20 protein-coding genes and 1 tRNA gene are annotated in these 15,321 nt (G+C 66.9%); 11 read left to right on the forward strand and 10 right to left on the reverse strand.

All coding sequences use genetic code 11. The annotated features are described in order from the left end of the window. Window positions 1-67: 67 nt before the first annotated feature. Window positions 68-2,575 (reverse strand): AAA family ATPase, encoded by a 2,508-nt coding sequence (locus KBY83_RS08690; protein WP_255019175.1) that lies wholly within the window; start codon window positions 2,573-2,575, stop codon window positions 68-70. Further along, window positions 2,562-2,783: a hypothetical protein gene (locus tag KBY83_RS08695; RefSeq protein WP_255019176.1), complete on the reverse strand. Its 222-nt coding sequence runs from the start codon at window positions 2,781-2,783 to the stop codon at window positions 2,562-2,564. Before KBY83_RS08695 ends, KBY83_RS08690 begins: the two co-directional genes overlap by 14 nt. Before the next feature lie 43 nt (window positions 2,784-2,826). Here KBY83_RS08695 and KBY83_RS08700 point away from each other — a divergent pair, with 43 nt between their 5' ends. From KBY83_RS08700 to KBY83_RS08740, 9 genes are all read left to right on the forward strand, one after another. Then, on the forward strand, window positions 2,827-3,177 hold the full coding sequence (locus KBY83_RS08700) for a DUF2786 domain-containing protein (protein ID WP_255019177.1): 351 nt from the start codon (window positions 2,827-2,829) through the stop codon (window positions 3,175-3,177). Continuing rightward, on the forward strand, window positions 3,123-3,662 hold the full coding sequence (locus tag KBY83_RS08705) for a hypothetical protein (RefSeq protein ID WP_255019178.1): 540 nt from the start codon (window positions 3,123-3,125) through the stop codon (window positions 3,660-3,662). Before KBY83_RS08700 ends, KBY83_RS08705 begins: the two co-directional genes overlap by 55 nt. Window positions 3,663-3,692: 30 nt before the next feature. After that, window positions 3,693-4,376: a helix-turn-helix transcriptional regulator gene (locus KBY83_RS08710; protein WP_255019179.1), complete on the forward strand. Its 684-nt coding sequence runs from the start codon at window positions 3,693-3,695 to the stop codon at window positions 4,374-4,376. Window positions 4,377-4,502: 126 nt separating this feature from the next. Then, window positions 4,503-5,267: a hypothetical protein gene (locus tag KBY83_RS08715; RefSeq protein ID WP_255019180.1), complete on the forward strand. Its 765-nt coding sequence runs from the start codon at window positions 4,503-4,505 to the stop codon at window positions 5,265-5,267. After that, window positions 5,264-5,509 carry a hypothetical protein gene (locus KBY83_RS08720; protein WP_255019181.1) on the forward strand — a complete coding sequence of 82 codons (246 nt, stop codon included), beginning with the start codon at window positions 5,264-5,266 and terminating at the stop codon, window positions 5,507-5,509. Before KBY83_RS08715 ends, KBY83_RS08720 begins: the two co-directional genes overlap by 4 nt. Further along, window positions 5,499-6,152, forward strand: a complete 654-nt coding sequence (locus tag KBY83_RS08725) for a hypothetical protein (protein WP_255019182.1) — start codon at window positions 5,499-5,501, stop codon at window positions 6,150-6,152. The genes KBY83_RS08720 and KBY83_RS08725 overlap by 11 nt, the downstream gene beginning before the upstream one ends. Further along, window positions 6,152-6,436: a hypothetical protein gene (locus tag KBY83_RS08730; protein WP_255019183.1), complete on the forward strand. Its 285-nt coding sequence runs from the start codon at window positions 6,152-6,154 to the stop codon at window positions 6,434-6,436. Before KBY83_RS08725 ends, KBY83_RS08730 begins: the two co-directional genes overlap by 1 nt. Next, complete coding sequence (locus tag KBY83_RS08735) at window positions 6,433-7,200, forward strand: BRO family protein (RefSeq protein ID WP_255019184.1); 768 nt, start codon at window positions 6,433-6,435, stop codon at window positions 7,198-7,200. The genes KBY83_RS08730 and KBY83_RS08735 overlap by 4 nt, the downstream gene beginning before the upstream one ends. 50 nt (window positions 7,201-7,250) lie before the next feature. Beyond that, window positions 7,251-7,457 (forward strand): AlpA family transcriptional regulator, encoded by a 207-nt coding sequence (locus tag KBY83_RS08740; RefSeq protein WP_094591469.1) that lies wholly within the window; start codon window positions 7,251-7,253, stop codon window positions 7,455-7,457. On the opposite strand, the gene KBY83_RS08745 is transcribed toward KBY83_RS08740, so the two are convergent. The 8 genes from KBY83_RS08745 to hisF all read right to left on the reverse strand — a co-directional run bounded on the left by KBY83_RS08745 (window position 7,430) and on the right by hisF (window position 14,056). Then, on the reverse strand, window positions 7,430-8,710 hold the full coding sequence (locus tag KBY83_RS08745) for an integrase arm-type DNA-binding domain-containing protein (RefSeq protein WP_255019185.1): 1,281 nt from the start codon (window positions 8,708-8,710) through the stop codon (window positions 7,430-7,432). The two genes, KBY83_RS08740 and KBY83_RS08745, sit on opposite strands and share 28 nt — an antisense overlap. A 223-nt stretch (window positions 8,711-8,933) precedes the next feature. Further along, window positions 8,934-9,018, reverse strand: a tRNA-Ser gene (locus KBY83_RS08750). A 36-nt stretch (window positions 9,019-9,054) separates the two neighbouring features. Then, window positions 9,055-10,998 (reverse strand): ComEC/Rec2 family competence protein, encoded by a 1,944-nt coding sequence (locus KBY83_RS08755; protein WP_255019186.1) that lies wholly within the window; start codon window positions 10,996-10,998, stop codon window positions 9,055-9,057. 123 nt (window positions 10,999-11,121) lie between these two features. Further along, window positions 11,122-11,316 (reverse strand): hypothetical protein, encoded by a 195-nt coding sequence (locus tag KBY83_RS08760; RefSeq protein WP_254942386.1) that lies wholly within the window; start codon window positions 11,314-11,316, stop codon window positions 11,122-11,124. After that, window positions 11,313-12,203, reverse strand: coding sequence for a glycine--tRNA ligase subunit alpha (gene glyQ, locus KBY83_RS08765; RefSeq protein ID WP_106502163.1), 891 nt, complete (start codon window positions 12,201-12,203; stop codon window positions 11,313-11,315). Before glyQ ends, KBY83_RS08760 begins: the two co-directional genes overlap by 4 nt. Before the next feature lie 46 nt (window positions 12,204-12,249). Continuing rightward, entirely contained in the window at window positions 12,250-12,954 is a 705-nt protein-coding gene (gene ubiE / locus KBY83_RS08770; protein ID WP_255019187.1) for a bifunctional demethylmenaquinone methyltransferase/2-methoxy-6-polyprenyl-1,4-benzoquinol methylase UbiE, read from the reverse strand. Continuing rightward, window positions 12,941-13,225, reverse strand: coding sequence for a hypothetical protein (locus KBY83_RS08775; RefSeq protein WP_255019188.1), 285 nt, complete (start codon window positions 13,223-13,225; stop codon window positions 12,941-12,943). Before KBY83_RS08775 ends, ubiE begins: the two co-directional genes overlap by 14 nt. A gap of 45 nt (window positions 13,226-13,270) precedes the next feature. After that, window positions 13,271-14,056, reverse strand: a complete 786-nt coding sequence (hisF, locus tag KBY83_RS08780; RefSeq protein ID WP_254996778.1) for an imidazole glycerol phosphate synthase subunit HisF — start codon at window positions 14,054-14,056, stop codon at window positions 13,271-13,273. A 57-nt stretch (window positions 14,057-14,113) separates the two neighbouring features. Here hisF and KBY83_RS08785 point away from each other — a divergent pair, with 57 nt between their 5' ends. Together KBY83_RS08785 and chlG are read left to right on the forward strand one after the other, a co-directional pair. Continuing rightward, window positions 14,114-14,329, forward strand: coding sequence for a DUF2862 domain-containing protein (locus KBY83_RS08785; RefSeq protein ID WP_254942391.1), 216 nt, complete (start codon window positions 14,114-14,116; stop codon window positions 14,327-14,329). An 11-nt stretch (window positions 14,330-14,340) separates the two neighbouring features. Beyond that, entirely contained in the window at window positions 14,341-15,321 is a 981-nt protein-coding gene (gene chlG, locus KBY83_RS08790; RefSeq protein WP_255019189.1) for a chlorophyll synthase ChlG, read from the forward strand.

A 15,321-nucleotide genomic window follows, 5' to 3' on the forward strand; every position in this document is an offset into this window, starting at 1 on the left:
CTCCCGCAAATTCGCTGAAAACGCTTACGGCGCAGTCGATGGGAAAGAAAACAAAGATTTCAGCCCCCTACAGGTCGAACTCACGCGCCAGCCACTCCGCGCCGGCGTCACTGAGCCCGTAGCGCAGGTAGTAGCTCTGGCCGCTGGTGCCCACCCGGGTGGTCGTCACCAGCCCGTCGAGCTTGCTGAGGAAACGGCCGAGGGTGGTGTAAGTGCTCAGCGCCTCTCCCTCCAGATCTCGTCTCAGGCGCGCCTCAGCCGGCGCCGCGTCGATCGCTTGCAGCAGCTCGAGCAGGCCCACCCCAGCCAGACCATTGGCATGAAGGGCCTGGAGATAACGCAGAGCCTCCTTCTGCTTCTCGCTGGCCTTGCGCACCCGCTGGCTGGCGCGATCGAGATCGCTCTCCTGCTCCTGCTGCTCCTGCAGGGCGTCGTAGGTGCCCAGGCGCGAGAAGGTGCCGGTGGTGCCGTCGATCGCCACCACCACATCCGCGGGTGGGCCGGAGCGGGCTTCCCGCACGAGGCGGCGCTGGGGCGAGTCCTTGATCAGGCGGTTGCCCTTGGCCAGGTAGTGCAGGGTGATGATCGTGTTGGCCGCACCGGCGATGGCGTTATGGCCCGAAAGGGCCTCAGTGCCGGTGGTGTCGTTGGCCTTGTTGCAGTGATGGATCAGCAGCATGGTGCCGCCGGCGTCGGTGACCTGGCGCTTGAGGTCGTAGATCAGCGAGCCCATTTCCGGGTCGTTTTCTCCAAAGCAGCAGCTGCGAGTGATCGAGCGCAGCGAGTCGAGAATCACCACCGCACCGGGATGGGCGGCCAGGCAGGCGAGCAGGGCATCGAGGTTGGCCTCGGTGACGCGGAACCTGCGTGACCAGAGCAGCAGCGGGTGATCCCAGATCCCCAGCTGCTGCAGCATCTGGGCGGTGTCCCCGTCGCCCTGGTCGTCGGTCACCAGGATCACCGGCCGCGGTTCCTCCGGCGCCCCGAAGCCGAGGAAGTCCTCGCCGCAGAGCAGGCAGCGGGCGAGGGCATGCACCAGCCGCGTCTTGCCCACCTTGGCCCGGCCGCCCACGATCGAGAGGTCGCGGCGCGGGATGCAGCCAGGGATCTCCCAGGCCACCACCGGTTGCGGCATCGCCAGGCGCTCGGCCTGATCAAGACCGCGGAAGCGGTTGCCGTTGCGCAGGTCGTGGGCCTCAAGGATCAGCTGGCCGATCTCCTGCAGCCGCAGGGCCGTTTTCAGTTGCAGGGCTGCGTGGGCCTCGCGCACGCGGGCCGAGCGGCGCAGGCTGTTGCGCTCGCGGCCCACCAGGGAACGGATGCAGTGCTCCAAGGCGTTCAGGCGGCGGTTGATCGGTAGGTGCACCTTTCCCCAGCGCACCCGGGTGTCGGGCCTGGGGGAGAAACGCTGCGGGCCAGGCCCGGAACCCTTGGTGCCCCTGGCATTGCTGGTGCGGTCGCTGCTCTTGCCACCCGGATGGCGCCCGCCGGTCTCGCCCTGGGGGCGGCGGCTGCCTGTGGCTTGCGCCCCAGGAGGCCTGGGGGTGTGAGGCGGCTCCGGCGGCAGCCAGCCGTGCTGACGCGCGTGGAACCAGAAGGTGGCGGCGCTGATCTGCTCGCCGCCCGAGCTGGCCACCTGGCGGATGTCCCAGCCGCAGCTGGCCGAGGGACTGTGGGCCTCCATCAGGGCAATCGCCAGCTGCCGGTCGTGGCCGGCCTGCTCGCAGGCCTGGATCAACCCCCAGAGGAGGTTGCGGTAGTCGGCGTAGGTGTTGCTGCCGGCCACACGGCGGGGGATGGCGGCCAGGGCGCTGCGGATCTGCTCCAGCGGCCGCGGCGGCCCGAAGTCCTCGTCTCCCAGCTCGGGCAGTGGAATCCCAGTGCCTGGAACCTCGTAGGGCTGCTCCAGGGGAATCTCCTGTTGCGGCGTGGTGCCTACAGCGGGTTCAGCAAACTCATCGGGCAGCAGCGCCAGTGCGATGTCCACCGGCGCGTAGCGCTGAGCGCTGACGTGCACCAGCTCCACCAGGGCGGTGGGCTGCCCGCCGGCATCCATGTACCAGCAGCCCGGCAGCCGCATCACCCGTGAGGCGTCCTTGCAGTGGGGATCGCCGCCGGCATAGGCGATCAGCTCGGCCTGCAGTGGCGCCCACTCCTGCGGCGGGATGGGCTGCTCCAGCAGCCAGTAGCAATGGGCCGACTTGCCGCCGCTGAGCACGATCAGCGACGGCTCCGGCAGCCCCAGCTCCCGCCAGGCGTTCAGCTGCCAGGCGATCGGCCGGTCGTCCCACTCCACAAAAAACGCCCGGCAGGCCGTGATCTCGCTCTTGCGGTCGCCGCCGTCGTTGATCACCAGGTAGATGCCGCGACCTTCCCGCTGCCACTGCTCCGCCACCGCCAGCTCGAAAGGGCCCTTGCGGGCACCGATTGCTCCCTTGGAGGGGTTGGCGCGGTGGGGAAAGGCGCGCAGCCGGGCGCTGGCCGGGTCCTTGCCCAGCAGGGAGAGGAACTGCTTGGCGGCAGCGCAGTCGATGCAGGCCTCAGTGGGACTGGTGGCCGCTTCAGCGCTGGCCATGTTGTCCCTGACGCTTGCGGGGGCTGCTGGCCAGCTCGTCGCGTTCCATGGCCTCGGCCACGATCAGGCGGATCACCGAGGAACGCGAGAGCACACCGCCGCGGGTGCGCGCATCCAGCCAGTCCCGCTGCTCAAGCGTGAACTGCACGGAGAGCGGGGTCATCATCGAGGGCATGGAAACCTCGGCATATCGAATCAGCTTATTCATGCTGGCACAGGCTCGCTAAGCTGATCCGATTGACGAATAGGGCATGGTCGACAGCGCAGCGGCGGATCGGGCAGCGGAGAAGGTCCGCAAGCTGGTGGCCATGAGCGCCTCACCCCACCTGGAGGAGGCGCGCACCAGCGCCTTCCTGGCCTGTCGCCTGATTCGCGAGCACGGCCTGCAGGTCAGCGGGCACCCTCCCTCTGCAGCATCCGCGCCAGGAGTGCCGACGGCAGGGGTGCCCCACAGGCAGCCCACAGCCGACCCCCATGGCTTTTGCCGCATCCGCGTCCGCCATCCCGGCCATTGCCGCTGTTGCGGCAAACCGATCGCCCTCGGGGAGTGGGCGTTGTGGTGCCGTGGCAATGGCTTGCGTCACCCGCTCTGCACCCCCTGAGCCGCTGTTGCGCCGCCGAGATCCAGCAGGCCTTGCGGGCGCTGCTGGCGGGAGAGGCCTTCCTGGCAGACAGGCCCTGGAGTGAGATCTGGTGGGGGCGGATGCGGCTCGATCTGGCCAGCGGCTGGCAGCTGGAGATCGCGATCGAGCGCGACCAGCTTGGGGCGCTGCTCTGGGCGCAGGCGGCCGACGGCCGTGATTGGGTCTACGGCTGCCAACGCGACGACTGGACCCTTGGCCCGGACAGCCGCATCGTCGAGCCCGTGGCGTTGCTGGAGCCGGAGCAACGACTGCAGCTGGAGCGGTTGCTGCGGCAGGCCATCTGCTGGCCTGCGCCGCTATTCCTGCCTGATCAAGCCGTTTTCTGTGGCCTGGTGGAGCCTGAGATTCGGCGCGGCAAGGGCCGGCAGTGGCGACAGCGGGCCAGGGCCCATGGCCGCTGGCATCACGGTGCTGCCGATTCCAATCGGCAGCAGAAGCCTTAGCCTTTCGCTAATGGCGAGAATCCAGCCCTGATGTCCTCTGAGTACCGGTACATCGAGGCCAGGCAACTGGAAGCCGGTCAGGAGTTCGGCCGGATGCTGAGGCGCTGGCGGGAGCTGAACAACTGGACCCAGTACACGGCCTACAAGTGGGCCAAGGAGGCCGGCTTTGAAGTGATGGCCCCCAGCACCTTGAGCGTGTTCGAGAACGGCAAGGCGCCCAAGCCACGCCCGGAGAGCTTCTTTGCCCTCGCCGAGGTCAACCGCCGGCTAGCCGCCAAAGACTTCAGTGGCGTGCGCACCCGCGCCCTCAAGGACCTGATCAGCCAGGCCAAGCCCCTGGTGGATGACGAGGAGCGGTTGTGGGGGCCAGCGGAGTTCTGGAGCTGTCACCTTGGGCTGTTGCCGGTGCCGAGCGCCTACCAGGCGCCTGCCGTGCCGGCCCAGCCCGAGGTCGATGCCACAGAAGCAGCGAAGCTGAGCGAGCAATGGCGCGGCCAGCTGGCGCAGACCGCCAAGCAGCACGGCATCGGCGTGATGGAGGCCCTGAGTTCCGCCTCCAAGGCAGCGCCAGTCAAGCAGCGGCAGGCCTTTCAGGCGATGCTGGCCGGCTTTGAGCCGTACTCCGCCGAGCAGCTGCAGGGCATGTGGGACGGAGAAGCGTGGCTGCCGCAGCGCTGGCTGGAGGAGTGGTCCACCAAGTCAGGCGCCAGCTGAGGCAGACACGAACACCTCCCGGACAGGTTCGGAGTACGCCATGTCTTGCGTTGCACAGGACACAGATTCGGATTAGCGAGCCGCTAATATCTTGGGCAAGCGGGCGCCGGTCCCGCAGTGCCTTCGATGACCACCACCCCTTGCGGGCGGATGGAGCCGACGCCAGGTCCCACCGCCGCCTTTGATCTCAACCAGGCCCTGTTGCAGAGCCGCGAGCAGGCCCGCGCCCAGTGGGCCGATGGTCTAGCCCAGTTCCAATCCCAGATGGAAGCCATCGCCGAAACCTCCATGCAGGAGGTCGTTCAGGCGGCGGCGCCGGCCTTTGCCCTGGGCTTCTCGTTCAGCGCCCAGAAGCTGATCAACGAGGAGCACGAGGTGCTGCGGGTGACCCTGCGGCACCGCGGCGGCGCCGAGGAGTTCAGCGAAGCCCAGGCGCCCCAGGAGGGCAGTGCGACCTGGCATGCGCTCACCGCCTCCCTGTTGGCGGGCCTGCTCGGTATTCCCGTGAGCAAATCTCCTCGGACTATCGAGCCGAAACAATCGCAGCCGCTGGAGCCAAGTGCCACGGGCGCGACCTTAACGGCCACTGGCGCAGCCGCCCCCGCTGCGGACGACCCTGAGGCCGCAGACGACGAGTGGGACACCGGCGTTCCAGATGGGCCCGAAGCCAGCGACTCGGGCCTGGAGCCGTTGTCGGACGAGGAGATCGCCACCCTGCACAAGTTCCTCGGGGCGATGCCTCAGGAGGCGCGCAAGCGCTTCACGATCGAGTTCCGCCACCACTTCCAGGTGCCCAGGACGGTGCGGACGATCAAGGACCGCATCACCCAGCGGCGCCACAAGGACTTCATCGACGTATTCGAGCGCGAGCTGGCGGGAGGAACGCCATGAGCGTCTGCCGCCGCGCCTACGCCAGGTCCCAGCCACGGTCGCAGCACGGCCGTCACTACCTGTGCGTCTGCGTGCACAGCGATGTCTACCGGCAGGTGAGGCAGCTGTCGGCCGAGCACCAACTGAGTCTCTCCGGCGCCGCCCATCACCTGTTGCGGCTGGGCGCCGGCCTGGAGCCCCTGCTTCCCCTGTCCTCTTCCTCTTCCTCTTCCACCCTGAACAGCAAGTCTCATGGCGATTGAACTCAACGACGGCAGCCGCATCGCGGCGCCGGTGATCCGTCAACAGCGCCTCGGTGAGGTGGCCTATCTGGCGATCGTGCGCCCGGAGCAGCGCGACCGCTTGCGCAAGAACCTCAGCAGCGGCGCGATGGAATCGATCCCCAACGGCACCGACCGCCAGGGCAGGCCCAAAGTGAAGCAGGAGATGGTCATCCATGCCATCGCCATGCCCGGCACGACGATGGAGGCCCGCATCGGTGATGAGGGCGGGGTGCCGGCCCCGGGGGATCGGGTGCGGCTGATCCTCAAGGCCAAGGGTTTCGGCGAGTGGATCGAGGCGCGCCGTCAGCACCGCCGCGGCCGGCTGACGGTCGGGGATGTGCTGGTGCTGGAGACCCGTTGGGCGCAGCAGTACGACCAGGACGGCAACCCCAAGGGCCCCAAAATCGAAGACCAGGCGGCGGCCGATGCTGTGCCGCGCAACGTCACGATCGGCTTCTACGGGCCGCTGAGCATCCGCGAAGGCACGGACCCGGCCTGGATCGAGGCGGCGGAGCAGGCCTACCGCTCCGATGAAGCCGCTGCCCGCCAGCAGCGGGCGATTCCGCTGGCGGATGGGGAGGACTACGGCGATGAGTTCGCTGATGAGGAGGTGCCGTTCTGATGGCCCACCCCCAACACCCCGGCCGCACGCCGCGGCCCATGGCGCAACCACAGTTGCCGGCCTTCTGCCGCACGCGCCGGCCTATCACCACCACCGTGCGACTGGGCGACCTGCGGCAGCTGCAGTGGCTGCTGTGGCTGGTGCTGGCCCTGCAGCTGAGCACGGTTCTGCTGGTCCTGGCCGGCCCGGTGCCGGCTCCACTGGCAGCGACCCCTGGGGGTTTCACCCCCGCAGAGTTCGCGGCGCGGCATGACGCCCCTGTCCCCTCGTCTTCCCAGCCATGAGCAACACGTCCGCTCTGGTGCCCTACCTGTTCGAGGGGCACCGCATCCGGGTGAGCACCGATCAGCAGGTCGAGGCCTGGATCGTCGTCGCCGATGCCTGCGCTGCGCTGGCGGAGAGCCCGATGGTCTGGGCCATGGCGAATAGGAGAGACGAGGAGGAGCACTGCCTCCATTCAGAGGAGGGTCCCGGCGCCGGTGGTTTCACCCTGGCGCTGATCAACGAAGCCACGCTGCTGCGCAGGCTGCTGAACAGCGACAACCCCAGCGCACCGCGGATGCGGCGCTGGCTCACCCACGAGCTGCTGCCCGCCCTGCAGCGCCGCCAAGAGGGCAACGGAGAGCTGCCGCGACGCAGCATCGAGGCGATCCGCAGGCAGACCGCAGCAGAGGTGCTGCGCGGGGCCGACGAGATCATCCACCTCACCGGCGTGTCCCATGCCGATGCCCTGCTCAGCGTCCTGGAGGAGATCCAGGCCCACAGCAGTCCCGCCGCCGCTGACGTGAAGCAACGCGTCTCGCAGCGCGCAGGGGTGGCCTGGCTCACGGCTGATCAGGTAGCTGACCGACTGGATGGCACGCTTCGCCACACCAACCAGCGACTCGCTGCCGCCGGATTGCAGCAGCGCAACGAGGACGACGACTGGCAGCTCACAGAAGCCGGCCTGGACTGGGGCGTCGCCCTGCCGCTCTGCAGTCGGGGAGAGCGCCGCCAGCGGATCCTCTGGGATCCGGCCGTGGTGGCGTTGCTGCACCAGACCAACTGAAAGGCACCAAATCAATCCAACACAAGCACCTGAGACCCAGACCATCAGCCATGACATCCGCAACCGATCGACTTGTGCGGCTTCCGGAGGTGATCCACCGGGTCGGCCTCTCACGCACCACGATCTACAGCCTGATCGCCACAGGCGAGTTCCCCAGGCAGATCGTGATTGGCCCACGGGCGGTGGCCTGGTCCCAGCAGGAGCTGGAGGCCTGGATCACCTCTAAGCGTCAGGCTGCCTGCAGCGCTGATGGTTGAGCAGCCATCTCTGCGCTCAGCTCTGAGACCGGCGCCAGACCAGCAGCGACGGCCACCTGATCGAGCAGATCGGCCCAGCGCTGCAGCATGTCGGAGCGCTCCTCGAGATATTCGGCCCAGTCGTAGGCCCGGCTGACGCTGTTGCCATCGGCATGGGCCAGCTGCTTTTCGGTGACCACCCTGGGGATCTTGAGCTGCTCGATGCAGTTGGTCTGCCCGAAGCCCCTGAAACCATGGGGTGTCTGCCGCCCCTGGAAACCCATGCGCCGCAGCAGCATCGAGAGGCAGCCATTGCTCATCACCCGCAGTTCTCCATTGCCGCGGTGGTTGGGGGTGTGAAAGACCAGATCGGTATGGCCACTGATCGGCCGCTGCAACTCAAATAACAACCGGGCCTGCGAGGAGAGCGGCACGATGTGGCGAACGCGGGTCTTCATGCGTTCAGCGGGAATGATCCACTGACGACCTTCAATATCAACTTCGCTCCAACGGGCTTCCCGGAGTTCACTGGGCCGCACCAGGGTGAGCATCATCAGGCGCAGAGCGATCAGGCTGCTGCGCTCTGCCAGGCGCTGCCGCTCAAAGCGATCGATCATCTCCAGCAGCTCGGGCAGCTCCACCCAGCTGATGCGGTGGTAGTGGGTAACGCGCGTGGCGGCGATGACCTTGCGGGCTTTGACGGCGGGGTTGTCCTGTCGAAGTTCGAGGTCAACCGCGTGCTCGATCACGCGACGGGTGACGTCGTTGCAGCGGCGGGCCTGTTCATGGGCACCCCTGGCGAGGATGGGCGCAAGCAGACGGGTTTCGATGTCGCTGCGGGTGATCGCATCGATATCCAGTTGACCCAGTGCCGGTATCACGAAGTGATCAAGTTTCTCTCGCATATCTCTGCAATAGCGGGGGCTCCAGCTGGCGCTGTGGTGCTCAAACCAGGCCTGAGCGATCTGGGCAAACGGACGGCGGCTGTTCTGCACCTGCTTGCGCTGCTGGCCTGGGGCCTGGGTGCGTGGATCGATCCCGGTTTTGATCCAGGTGTTCAGCTCCAGGGCCTGCTTGCGGGCATCGGCGAGCCGCATAGCCGGGTAGGCGCCAATGGTGAAGGTGCGGCGTGCTCCCTGCCAGCGGTAGTCCTTGCGCCAGGTCTTGGAGCCGGAGCGCGCCACCCAGAGGTAGAGGCCATCCCGGTCGTGGTGCTTGGTACCCGGCCTGTCCGGGTCGGGCCGTAGGGCCTGGATCGCCTTGTCACTGAGCATGGCGGACAGCGCCGGAACGCTGGCGCGGGAGTGGATGTCGGCGGTTCAGCAAGCAGGGTGACGGTATAGACCCGGACCCGGCTGGCTATACCGTCAAAAATACCGTCATCCGCAGCGGCTGTAGCGGGCTCTCAGCGGATCTACCCGGACGACCCAAAAGCGCAGATCAGCTGCACTGCAGTGGTTTTGGGATTTCTGCGGATCCCTTCGGATCCTGTAAAAACGGAGAGGGTGGGATTCGAACCCACGGAAGGTTTCCCTTCAAACGATTTCGAGTCGTTCGCTTTCGACCACTCAGCCACCTCTCCAAAGACCCGCTGGGTCTTGATCACTTTAAGGATCGGTCAGCCGAGGGCGGCCTGCAGGTATCCACTGGGACCGCTGGCCACCCAGGCCGCTGGCAAGCCCGCCGGGATGGCGCCACTGAGCCACAGCCGCTTGGCGCCAAGCTCCTTGAGGTGGTGGCGCTCGCGGGCGGAGGGCGCAAAACCCAGCCAGACACCATCAATTCGGCCGCGCAGCACGCTTGGCTCTGAGCCAGCGGCGGCCAGCTGCCGCCAGGCCCAGAGCGCCTGGCGGTCGGGCAACAGCAGCCAGCGCCAACGGCCCAGATGCAGCTGGATGGCCCGGCTCTCGATCGCCACCGGTGCGGCGCTCAGCCCAGGGCTAGCCAGCCTTTGACCAGGCTGAAACGGCAAACTGCCATCGGCACTCGCCATCACCAGGCCCGCCTGCCCCTGCCAGCAGTGCGGCTGCTCGGGCGCCAGCGGATCTAGCAGTAGGGCCCAGTCGTAGCGCTGCACCCCCAGGCCCCGGGCCAGCTGGCTGGCCTGGCTGCAACTGAAGCCATCACCAGAACTGCTCACCAGCACCGCCCGGCCCTGGTGCCGCGCCACCAGCAGATCCAGCCGCCCCTGGTGCACCAGCAACAACTGGTCGGCGCTTAGCAAGCTGAACTGCACCGCCACCACCAGCGCAAACAGGGCACCACCCAACAGGCGCCAGCGCCGGGCCAGGGCAGGCCAGGCCAGCGCCAGCAGCGCCACAGTGAAGAGCAGCACCAGGCCCGGGGCGGGACGCCCCAATTGCCACTGGGCCATGGGCAGCGCCGCAAACACCTTGACCACCGCCACCAACACACCGGTAAGCCAGGCCACTGGCGCGGTGGCCAGCGGCAGCAGCGGCGGCAGCAGCACCGCCAGGCAAGCCAGGGCCATCGCCCCGAGGGTGAGGGGTGTGAGCAGGGGTGCCACCACCAAATTGGCGGGCACCGCGTAAAGGGGCACCACGCCGAAGTGCAGCAGCTGCAGCGGCAGGGTGTAGAGCGAGGCCGCCAGCGGCACCGCCGTGGCTACCGCCAACCAACCCGGCAGCCAGCGGCGCAGGCCCAGCTCCAGCGGCCGGGCCGACACCACCAGCGCAGCAGTCGCCACAACGCTGAGCTGGAAACCCACATCGAGCAGCCAGTCGGGCCGCGCCAGCAGCAACGCCAGGGCGCTGGCGGCCAGGATGCCCAAGGGCCTGCCGTGATAGCCGCACTCCACCACCCCCAGGGCCAGGGCCCCCATCAGCACTGCCCTGAGCACGGAAGGCTGGGGGCCTGCCAACAGCACAAATAGACCCATCGCCGCGGCCGCCAAAGTGAGCCGCCCCAGCCGCGGCAAGCGCTTGCCCAGGGGCAGCACCACGCCCAGCAGCACCGACAAATGGAAGCCGGAAGCCGCCAGGGCATGGGATAGCCCCGCTGCCCGAAAGGCATCGCGCAGCTCCGCCGGCACGGGCACCACGGCGCTACCGAGCACCAAGGCAGCCAGCACGCTGCCGTTGTTTGGGCCGGCATGCTGCACCAGGGCCTGGGCCATGCGGCGGCGCAGGTCTGCCACCGGCGTTGCCGCACGCTGCAGCACCTCAAAATCCTGCACCTGCAGCTGGCTGAAGCTTCCCTGGCGCGCCAGGCGCTCTGCCGGTGCGGCCAGCAGGGGATGGGGCGACACCTGGGGGCGCCGCAGGCGGCCCTGCACCTGCAGGCGCCAGCCCTGCTGCAGCTCCGGGCACTGGCCGAAGCGCAATTCGGTGCGGCCCACGGGCAGCTGCAGCAGGGCCCGGCAGGCACCACCAGCACCGCTGGACACCGGACCACCGCTGGGCACCGGATCACTGAGCAGAACACCCCGCAGCGTCAGCTCCAGCGGGCCACCGGCTGCCTCGAGTTGACGCACTGGATCGCCGGCCGCCGGCTGGGGCGGCGTAAATGCCAGCCAGCCCACCCGCAGCAGCAGCAAGGACAAAAGCAGGCCCCACAAAAGCGGCTTCAGGCGCAGCCTGGCTGCGCCGGCAGTGTCCGCCCCACCCCCACAACAGGCCACTGGCCACTCCACATGAACCCAGCCAGGGTTCCCACGCGGGCTGGGTTAGAGGCGAGGAATCTGCAGCAACAGCTCGCAGAGCTCCCGGCTCGGCATCTCCTGGCCCAGCAACGGTGCCACCAACTTGGCCACCGGGCGTAGGCGACAGGGCCACACGGCCCGCTCACTTAAGCGCCCCAATTGGAAGCTGCCGCCGGCCAGCACCACCACCAGCAAGCTGCGCTGCAGCAGCCTCTTCACGCCGCCACGGGGCGCTTGGCCTCAGGGAGCAGCGGAAAACCGAGGGCTTCCCTTTCGGCCAGCCAGGCCTCCGCCACCTGACGGGCCAGGGTGCGGATGCGGCCGATCGTGGCGGTGCGCTCCGTGACCGAAATCACGCCGCGGGCCTCCAGCAGGTTGAAGGTGTGGCTGCACTTGAGCACGAAATCCAGGGCTGGAGCGGGTAGCTGCTTGGCCACCAGATCTGCCGCCTCAGCCTCATAGATGGCAAACAGCTGCTGAAGCCGCTCGGGGTTGGAGGCTTCGAAGTTGTAGGCGCAGTGGCCCTTCTCAAATGGCAGCCAGATGTCGCCATAGGAGCGATTGCCATCCCAGCTCAGATCCCAGATGCTCTCCACATCCTGGAGATACATGGCCAGGCGCTCCAGCCCGTAGGTGATTTCAATCGACACCGGACGGCAATCGAGGCCGCCGCACTGCTGGAAATAGGTGAACTGGGTGACCTCCATGCCATCGAGCCACACCTCCCAGCCCACACCCCAGGCGCCGAGGGTGGGCGATTCCCAGTTGTCTTCAACGAAGCGAATGTCGTGCTCCCGGGCGCGGATGCCCAGCGCTTCCAGCGAGGCCAGATAGGTCTCCTGGATGCCATCGGGGCTGGGCTTGATCAGCACCTGATATTGGAAATAGTGCTGGGCCCGGTTGGGGTTGTCGCCGTAGCGGCCATCGGTGGGGCGGCGACAGGGCTCGGGGTAGGCCACGGCCCAGGGCTCGGGCCCGATCGCCCGCAGCACTGTGTGGGGGCTCATCGTGCCGGCGCCCTTTTCGGTGTCGTAGGGCTGCAGGATCAGGCAGCCCTGGTCGGCCCAGAAGCGGTTCAGGGTGCTGATGATGTCCTGGAAGTTCACAGAGCCGCGGGCTGGATCGTGGTCCCATTGTCGGTACCGGCAGCCCTCAGGCCACCAGCTCCAGCAAACCCATCAGGCCACCAGCCAAGGGGCGATGCCTCACTTCGCTGAAGCCCGCCCGCCGCGCCAGCTGCTGCTGCTCGGAGCCGGTGGGAAACCGCTGCAGGCTCTCCTCCAGGTAGGCGTAGTGCTCGGGAATGCCGAACCGCTCGGCGGTGGGCACCACCAACCGGCGTAGATAAAAGCTCTGGAAGCTCGCCACCGCCCCAGAGGTGCGATTGAAATCAAGCACTGCGGCGCGGCCGCCGTCGCGCAACAGTCGCCGCAACTCCAGCAGGCCTGCCCCTGGATCAGCGAGGTTGCGCAGCCCGTAGGCGATCACGGCCCCATCGCAACTAGCGCTCGCCAAGCCAGTGGCCAGGGCATCCCCCTGCTGCCAGCTCACCGCTAGCCAGGGCTGGGCGGCTGCCCGACGGGCCGCCACCGCCAGGGGGGCAGCGGCCGCATCTATGCCGAGCACGCTTCCACCCGGCCGCACCCGGCCAGCCAGCATTAGGGCCAGATCGCCGGTGCCGCAACAAATATCTAAAAGATGCTGGCCAGGCTGGGGCTGCAACCAAGCAATCGCCTGACGTTTCCAGAGGCGATGAAGGCCAAAGCTGAGCAGGTCGTTGAGCTGGTCGTAGCGGGGCGCGATCTGCCCGAACAGCTCCTGAACAGCCTGTGGATCTCCGGGCCTAAAGCTGGCCATCCCAAGGCAACACAATCGAATCGAGACTGATTCCTGCATCCACAGCAGGCAGCAAGCTGGGGCTGGTGAAGGTGAGCACCATCACGGTGGCCAGGCCAACTGCAGCTGAGCAAACCATGCAGCCAGCCAGCATCAACGAAAATTCCCGGCGATCACTGGCGGCCTGCATCAGCTGCAGCGCCCAAGCAACCAGAGCCACCACAGCCGCCACCATGCCGAGGGCAATTGCGGTGGAGGCAGTAGTTGGAAGTACGGGAAGGGCAGAAAACAAGTGCTGGCCGAGACAATTGAGGGTCTTTATCCAATGTAACTAGCCTTAACAACTCAATGCGAGGGGCCGGATCGGCAAACCACGGCGCAGCAGCTCGGTCTTGATCTGCTCAACGCTGAGAATGCCATCGTGCAGCAAGGAGGCCAATAGGGCTGCTGAGGCATGGCCACCCGCCGGACCGGGGTCGAGGGCCTCAGCGAGGTGGTCGATGCAGCCGGCACCGCCGGAGGCGATCACTGGCACCTGCACCGCATCGGCCACGGCGCGGGTGAGCTCCAGGGCGTAGCCCGCCTGGGTGCCATCACCATCCATAGAGGTGAGCAGGATCTCGCCAGCTCCGAGGGCCACCACCTGCCGGGCCCAGGCCACCGCATCGAGGCCAGTGTTTTCGCGGCCACCTTTGACGTACACATCCCAGCCCCCGCCAGCGCGGGCCCGGGCATCGATCGCCACCACGATGCATTGGCAACCAAAGCGCTCGGCGCCGCGGGCCACCAGCTCGGGATCGCGCACGGCTGATGAGTTGAGGCTCACCTTGTCGGCGCCGGCGCGCAGCAGGGCGGTGATGCCCTCAACGCTGCTGATGCCACCGCCCACGGTGAAGGGAATGGTGACCGCCTCGGCGGTGCGTTGCACCAGCTCCACCAGGGTGCCGCGGCCCTGATGGCTGGCGGCGATGTCGAGGAAAACCAGCTCATCGGCCCCAGCGGCGCTGTAGCGACAGGCCAGCTCGACCGGGTCACCGGCATCGCGCAGCCCAACAAAATTCACCCCTTTCACCACCCGGCCATCGGCCACGTCGAGACAGGGAATGATCCGCTTGGCAACCATGGACTCCAGCTCCGTAGGGCACTGTTAAGGTTGCGCAACTTTCCAGTCGCGCCGGCCATGTCCCAGGCTGCCACCATCAACATCGGCTCGAAGGTGCGGATCACCCGGGTTCGGGATCGCATCTCGAGCAAAATGGTTGATTCCTTAAAGGCAGACTCCAGCGGTACCGTGACCGGCTTCCGCACGGTGGATGGCAAGGGCATCGGCGTGGTGGTTGAACTGAGCGATGGAGAAGTCGCCTGGTTCTTTGACGACGAACTCACCCTCGCCTGAGGCCTAGGCCGTTGAGCAACAGCCCCAATCCCGAAGCAGCCAGCGGCGGCGGCGCCCGTCAGCTGCTCGGCATGAAGGGTGCCAGCGGCACCAGCAGTATCTGGAAAATCCGGCTGCAGCTGATGAAACCGGTCACCTGGATACCCCTGATTTGGGGTGTGCTGTGCGGTGCTGCCGCCTCAGGCAATTTCCACTGGAGCATCAGCGAGGTAGGCGCCTCGATTGCCTGCATGCTGATGAGCGGGCCCCTGCTCGCCGGCTACACCCAAACGATCAACGACTACTACGACCGCGAAATCGACGCGATCAACGAGCCTTACCGGCCAATCCCTTCAGGAGCAATTCCTTTAGGCCAGGTGAAGGCCCAGATCTGGATCCTGCTGCTATCAGGGCTAGGAGTGGCCTACGGCCTTGATCTCTGGGCCGGTCACACCACCCCGGTGCTGCTGCTGCTGGCACTTGGCGGCTCCTTTGTGAGCTTTATTTATTCAGCTCCGCCGCTGAAGCTCAAGCAAAACGGTTGGCTGGGCAACTACGCCCTTGGCGCCAGCTACATCGCCCTGCCCTGGTGGGCAGGGCAGGCACTTTTTGGCCAGCTCACCTGGACCACCGCCCTGCTCACCCTGGCCTACTCCCTAGCCGGCCTAGGCATCGCCGTGGTCAACGACTTCAAGAGCGTCGAGGGCGACCGAGCCATGGGCCTGCAATCCCTGCCGGTGGCTTTCGGTATCGAGAAAGCCAGCTGGATCAGCGCCAGCATGATCGATTTGTTTCAGCTGGCGATGGTGGCCGTGCTGATCGCCATCGGCCAACACTTCGCATCGGTGTTGTTGGTGCTGCTGATCATTCCCCAGATCACCTTCCAGGACATCTGGCTGCTGCGTGATCCAGTTGCCTTCGATGTCAAATACCAGGCAAGTGCCCAACCCTTCCTGGTGCTCGGCATGCTCGTGACCGCCCTGGCAATCGGCCACAGCTCCTTAGTTAGCTGA

Source organism: Cyanobium sp. WKJ7-Wakatipu (genome assembly GCF_024345355.1).
Taxonomy (GTDB): Bacteria; Cyanobacteriota; Cyanobacteriia; order PCC-6307; family Cyanobiaceae; genus Cyanobium_A; species Cyanobium_A usitatum.

Excerpts from the sequence above, each read along its gene's own strand:
- KBY83_RS08690 (WP_255019175.1), bottom strand. The coding sequence starts at position 2,575 with ATGGCCAGCGCTGAAGCGGCCACCAGTCCCACTGAGGCCTGCATCGAC.
- KBY83_RS08695 (WP_255019176.1), bottom strand. The coding sequence starts at position 2,783 with ATGAATAAGCTGATTCGATATGCCGAGGTTTCCATGCCCTCGATGATG.
- KBY83_RS08700 (WP_255019177.1), top strand. The coding sequence starts at position 2,827 with ATGGTCGACAGCGCAGCGGCGGATCGGGCAGCGGAGAAGGTCCGCAAG.
- KBY83_RS08710 (WP_255019179.1), top strand. The coding sequence starts at position 3,693 with ATGTCCTCTGAGTACCGGTACATCGAGGCCAGGCAACTGGAAGCCGGT.
- KBY83_RS08715 (WP_255019180.1), top strand. The coding sequence starts at position 4,503 with ATGACCACCACCCCTTGCGGGCGGATGGAGCCGACGCCAGGTCCCACC.
- KBY83_RS08720 (WP_255019181.1), top strand. The coding sequence starts at position 5,264 with ATGAGCGTCTGCCGCCGCGCCTACGCCAGGTCCCAGCCACGGTCGCAG.
- KBY83_RS08725 (WP_255019182.1), top strand. The coding sequence starts at position 5,499 with ATGGCGATTGAACTCAACGACGGCAGCCGCATCGCGGCGCCGGTGATC.
- KBY83_RS08730 (WP_255019183.1), top strand. The coding sequence starts at position 6,152 with ATGGCCCACCCCCAACACCCCGGCCGCACGCCGCGGCCCATGGCGCAA.
- KBY83_RS08735 (WP_255019184.1), top strand. The coding sequence starts at position 6,433 with ATGAGCAACACGTCCGCTCTGGTGCCCTACCTGTTCGAGGGGCACCGC.
- KBY83_RS08740 (WP_094591469.1), top strand. The coding sequence starts at position 7,251 with ATGACATCCGCAACCGATCGACTTGTGCGGCTTCCGGAGGTGATCCAC.
- KBY83_RS08745 (WP_255019185.1), bottom strand. The coding sequence starts at position 8,710 with ATGCTCAGTGACAAGGCGATCCAGGCCCTACGGCCCGACCCGGACAGG.
- ubiE (WP_255019187.1), bottom strand. The coding sequence starts at position 12,954 with ATGGCCAGCTTTAGGCCCGGAGATCCACAGGCTGTTCAGGAGCTGTTC.
- hisF (WP_254996778.1), bottom strand. The coding sequence starts at position 14,056 with ATGGTTGCCAAGCGGATCATTCCCTGTCTCGACGTGGCCGATGGCCGG.
- KBY83_RS08785 (WP_254942391.1), top strand. The coding sequence starts at position 14,114 with ATGTCCCAGGCTGCCACCATCAACATCGGCTCGAAGGTGCGGATCACC.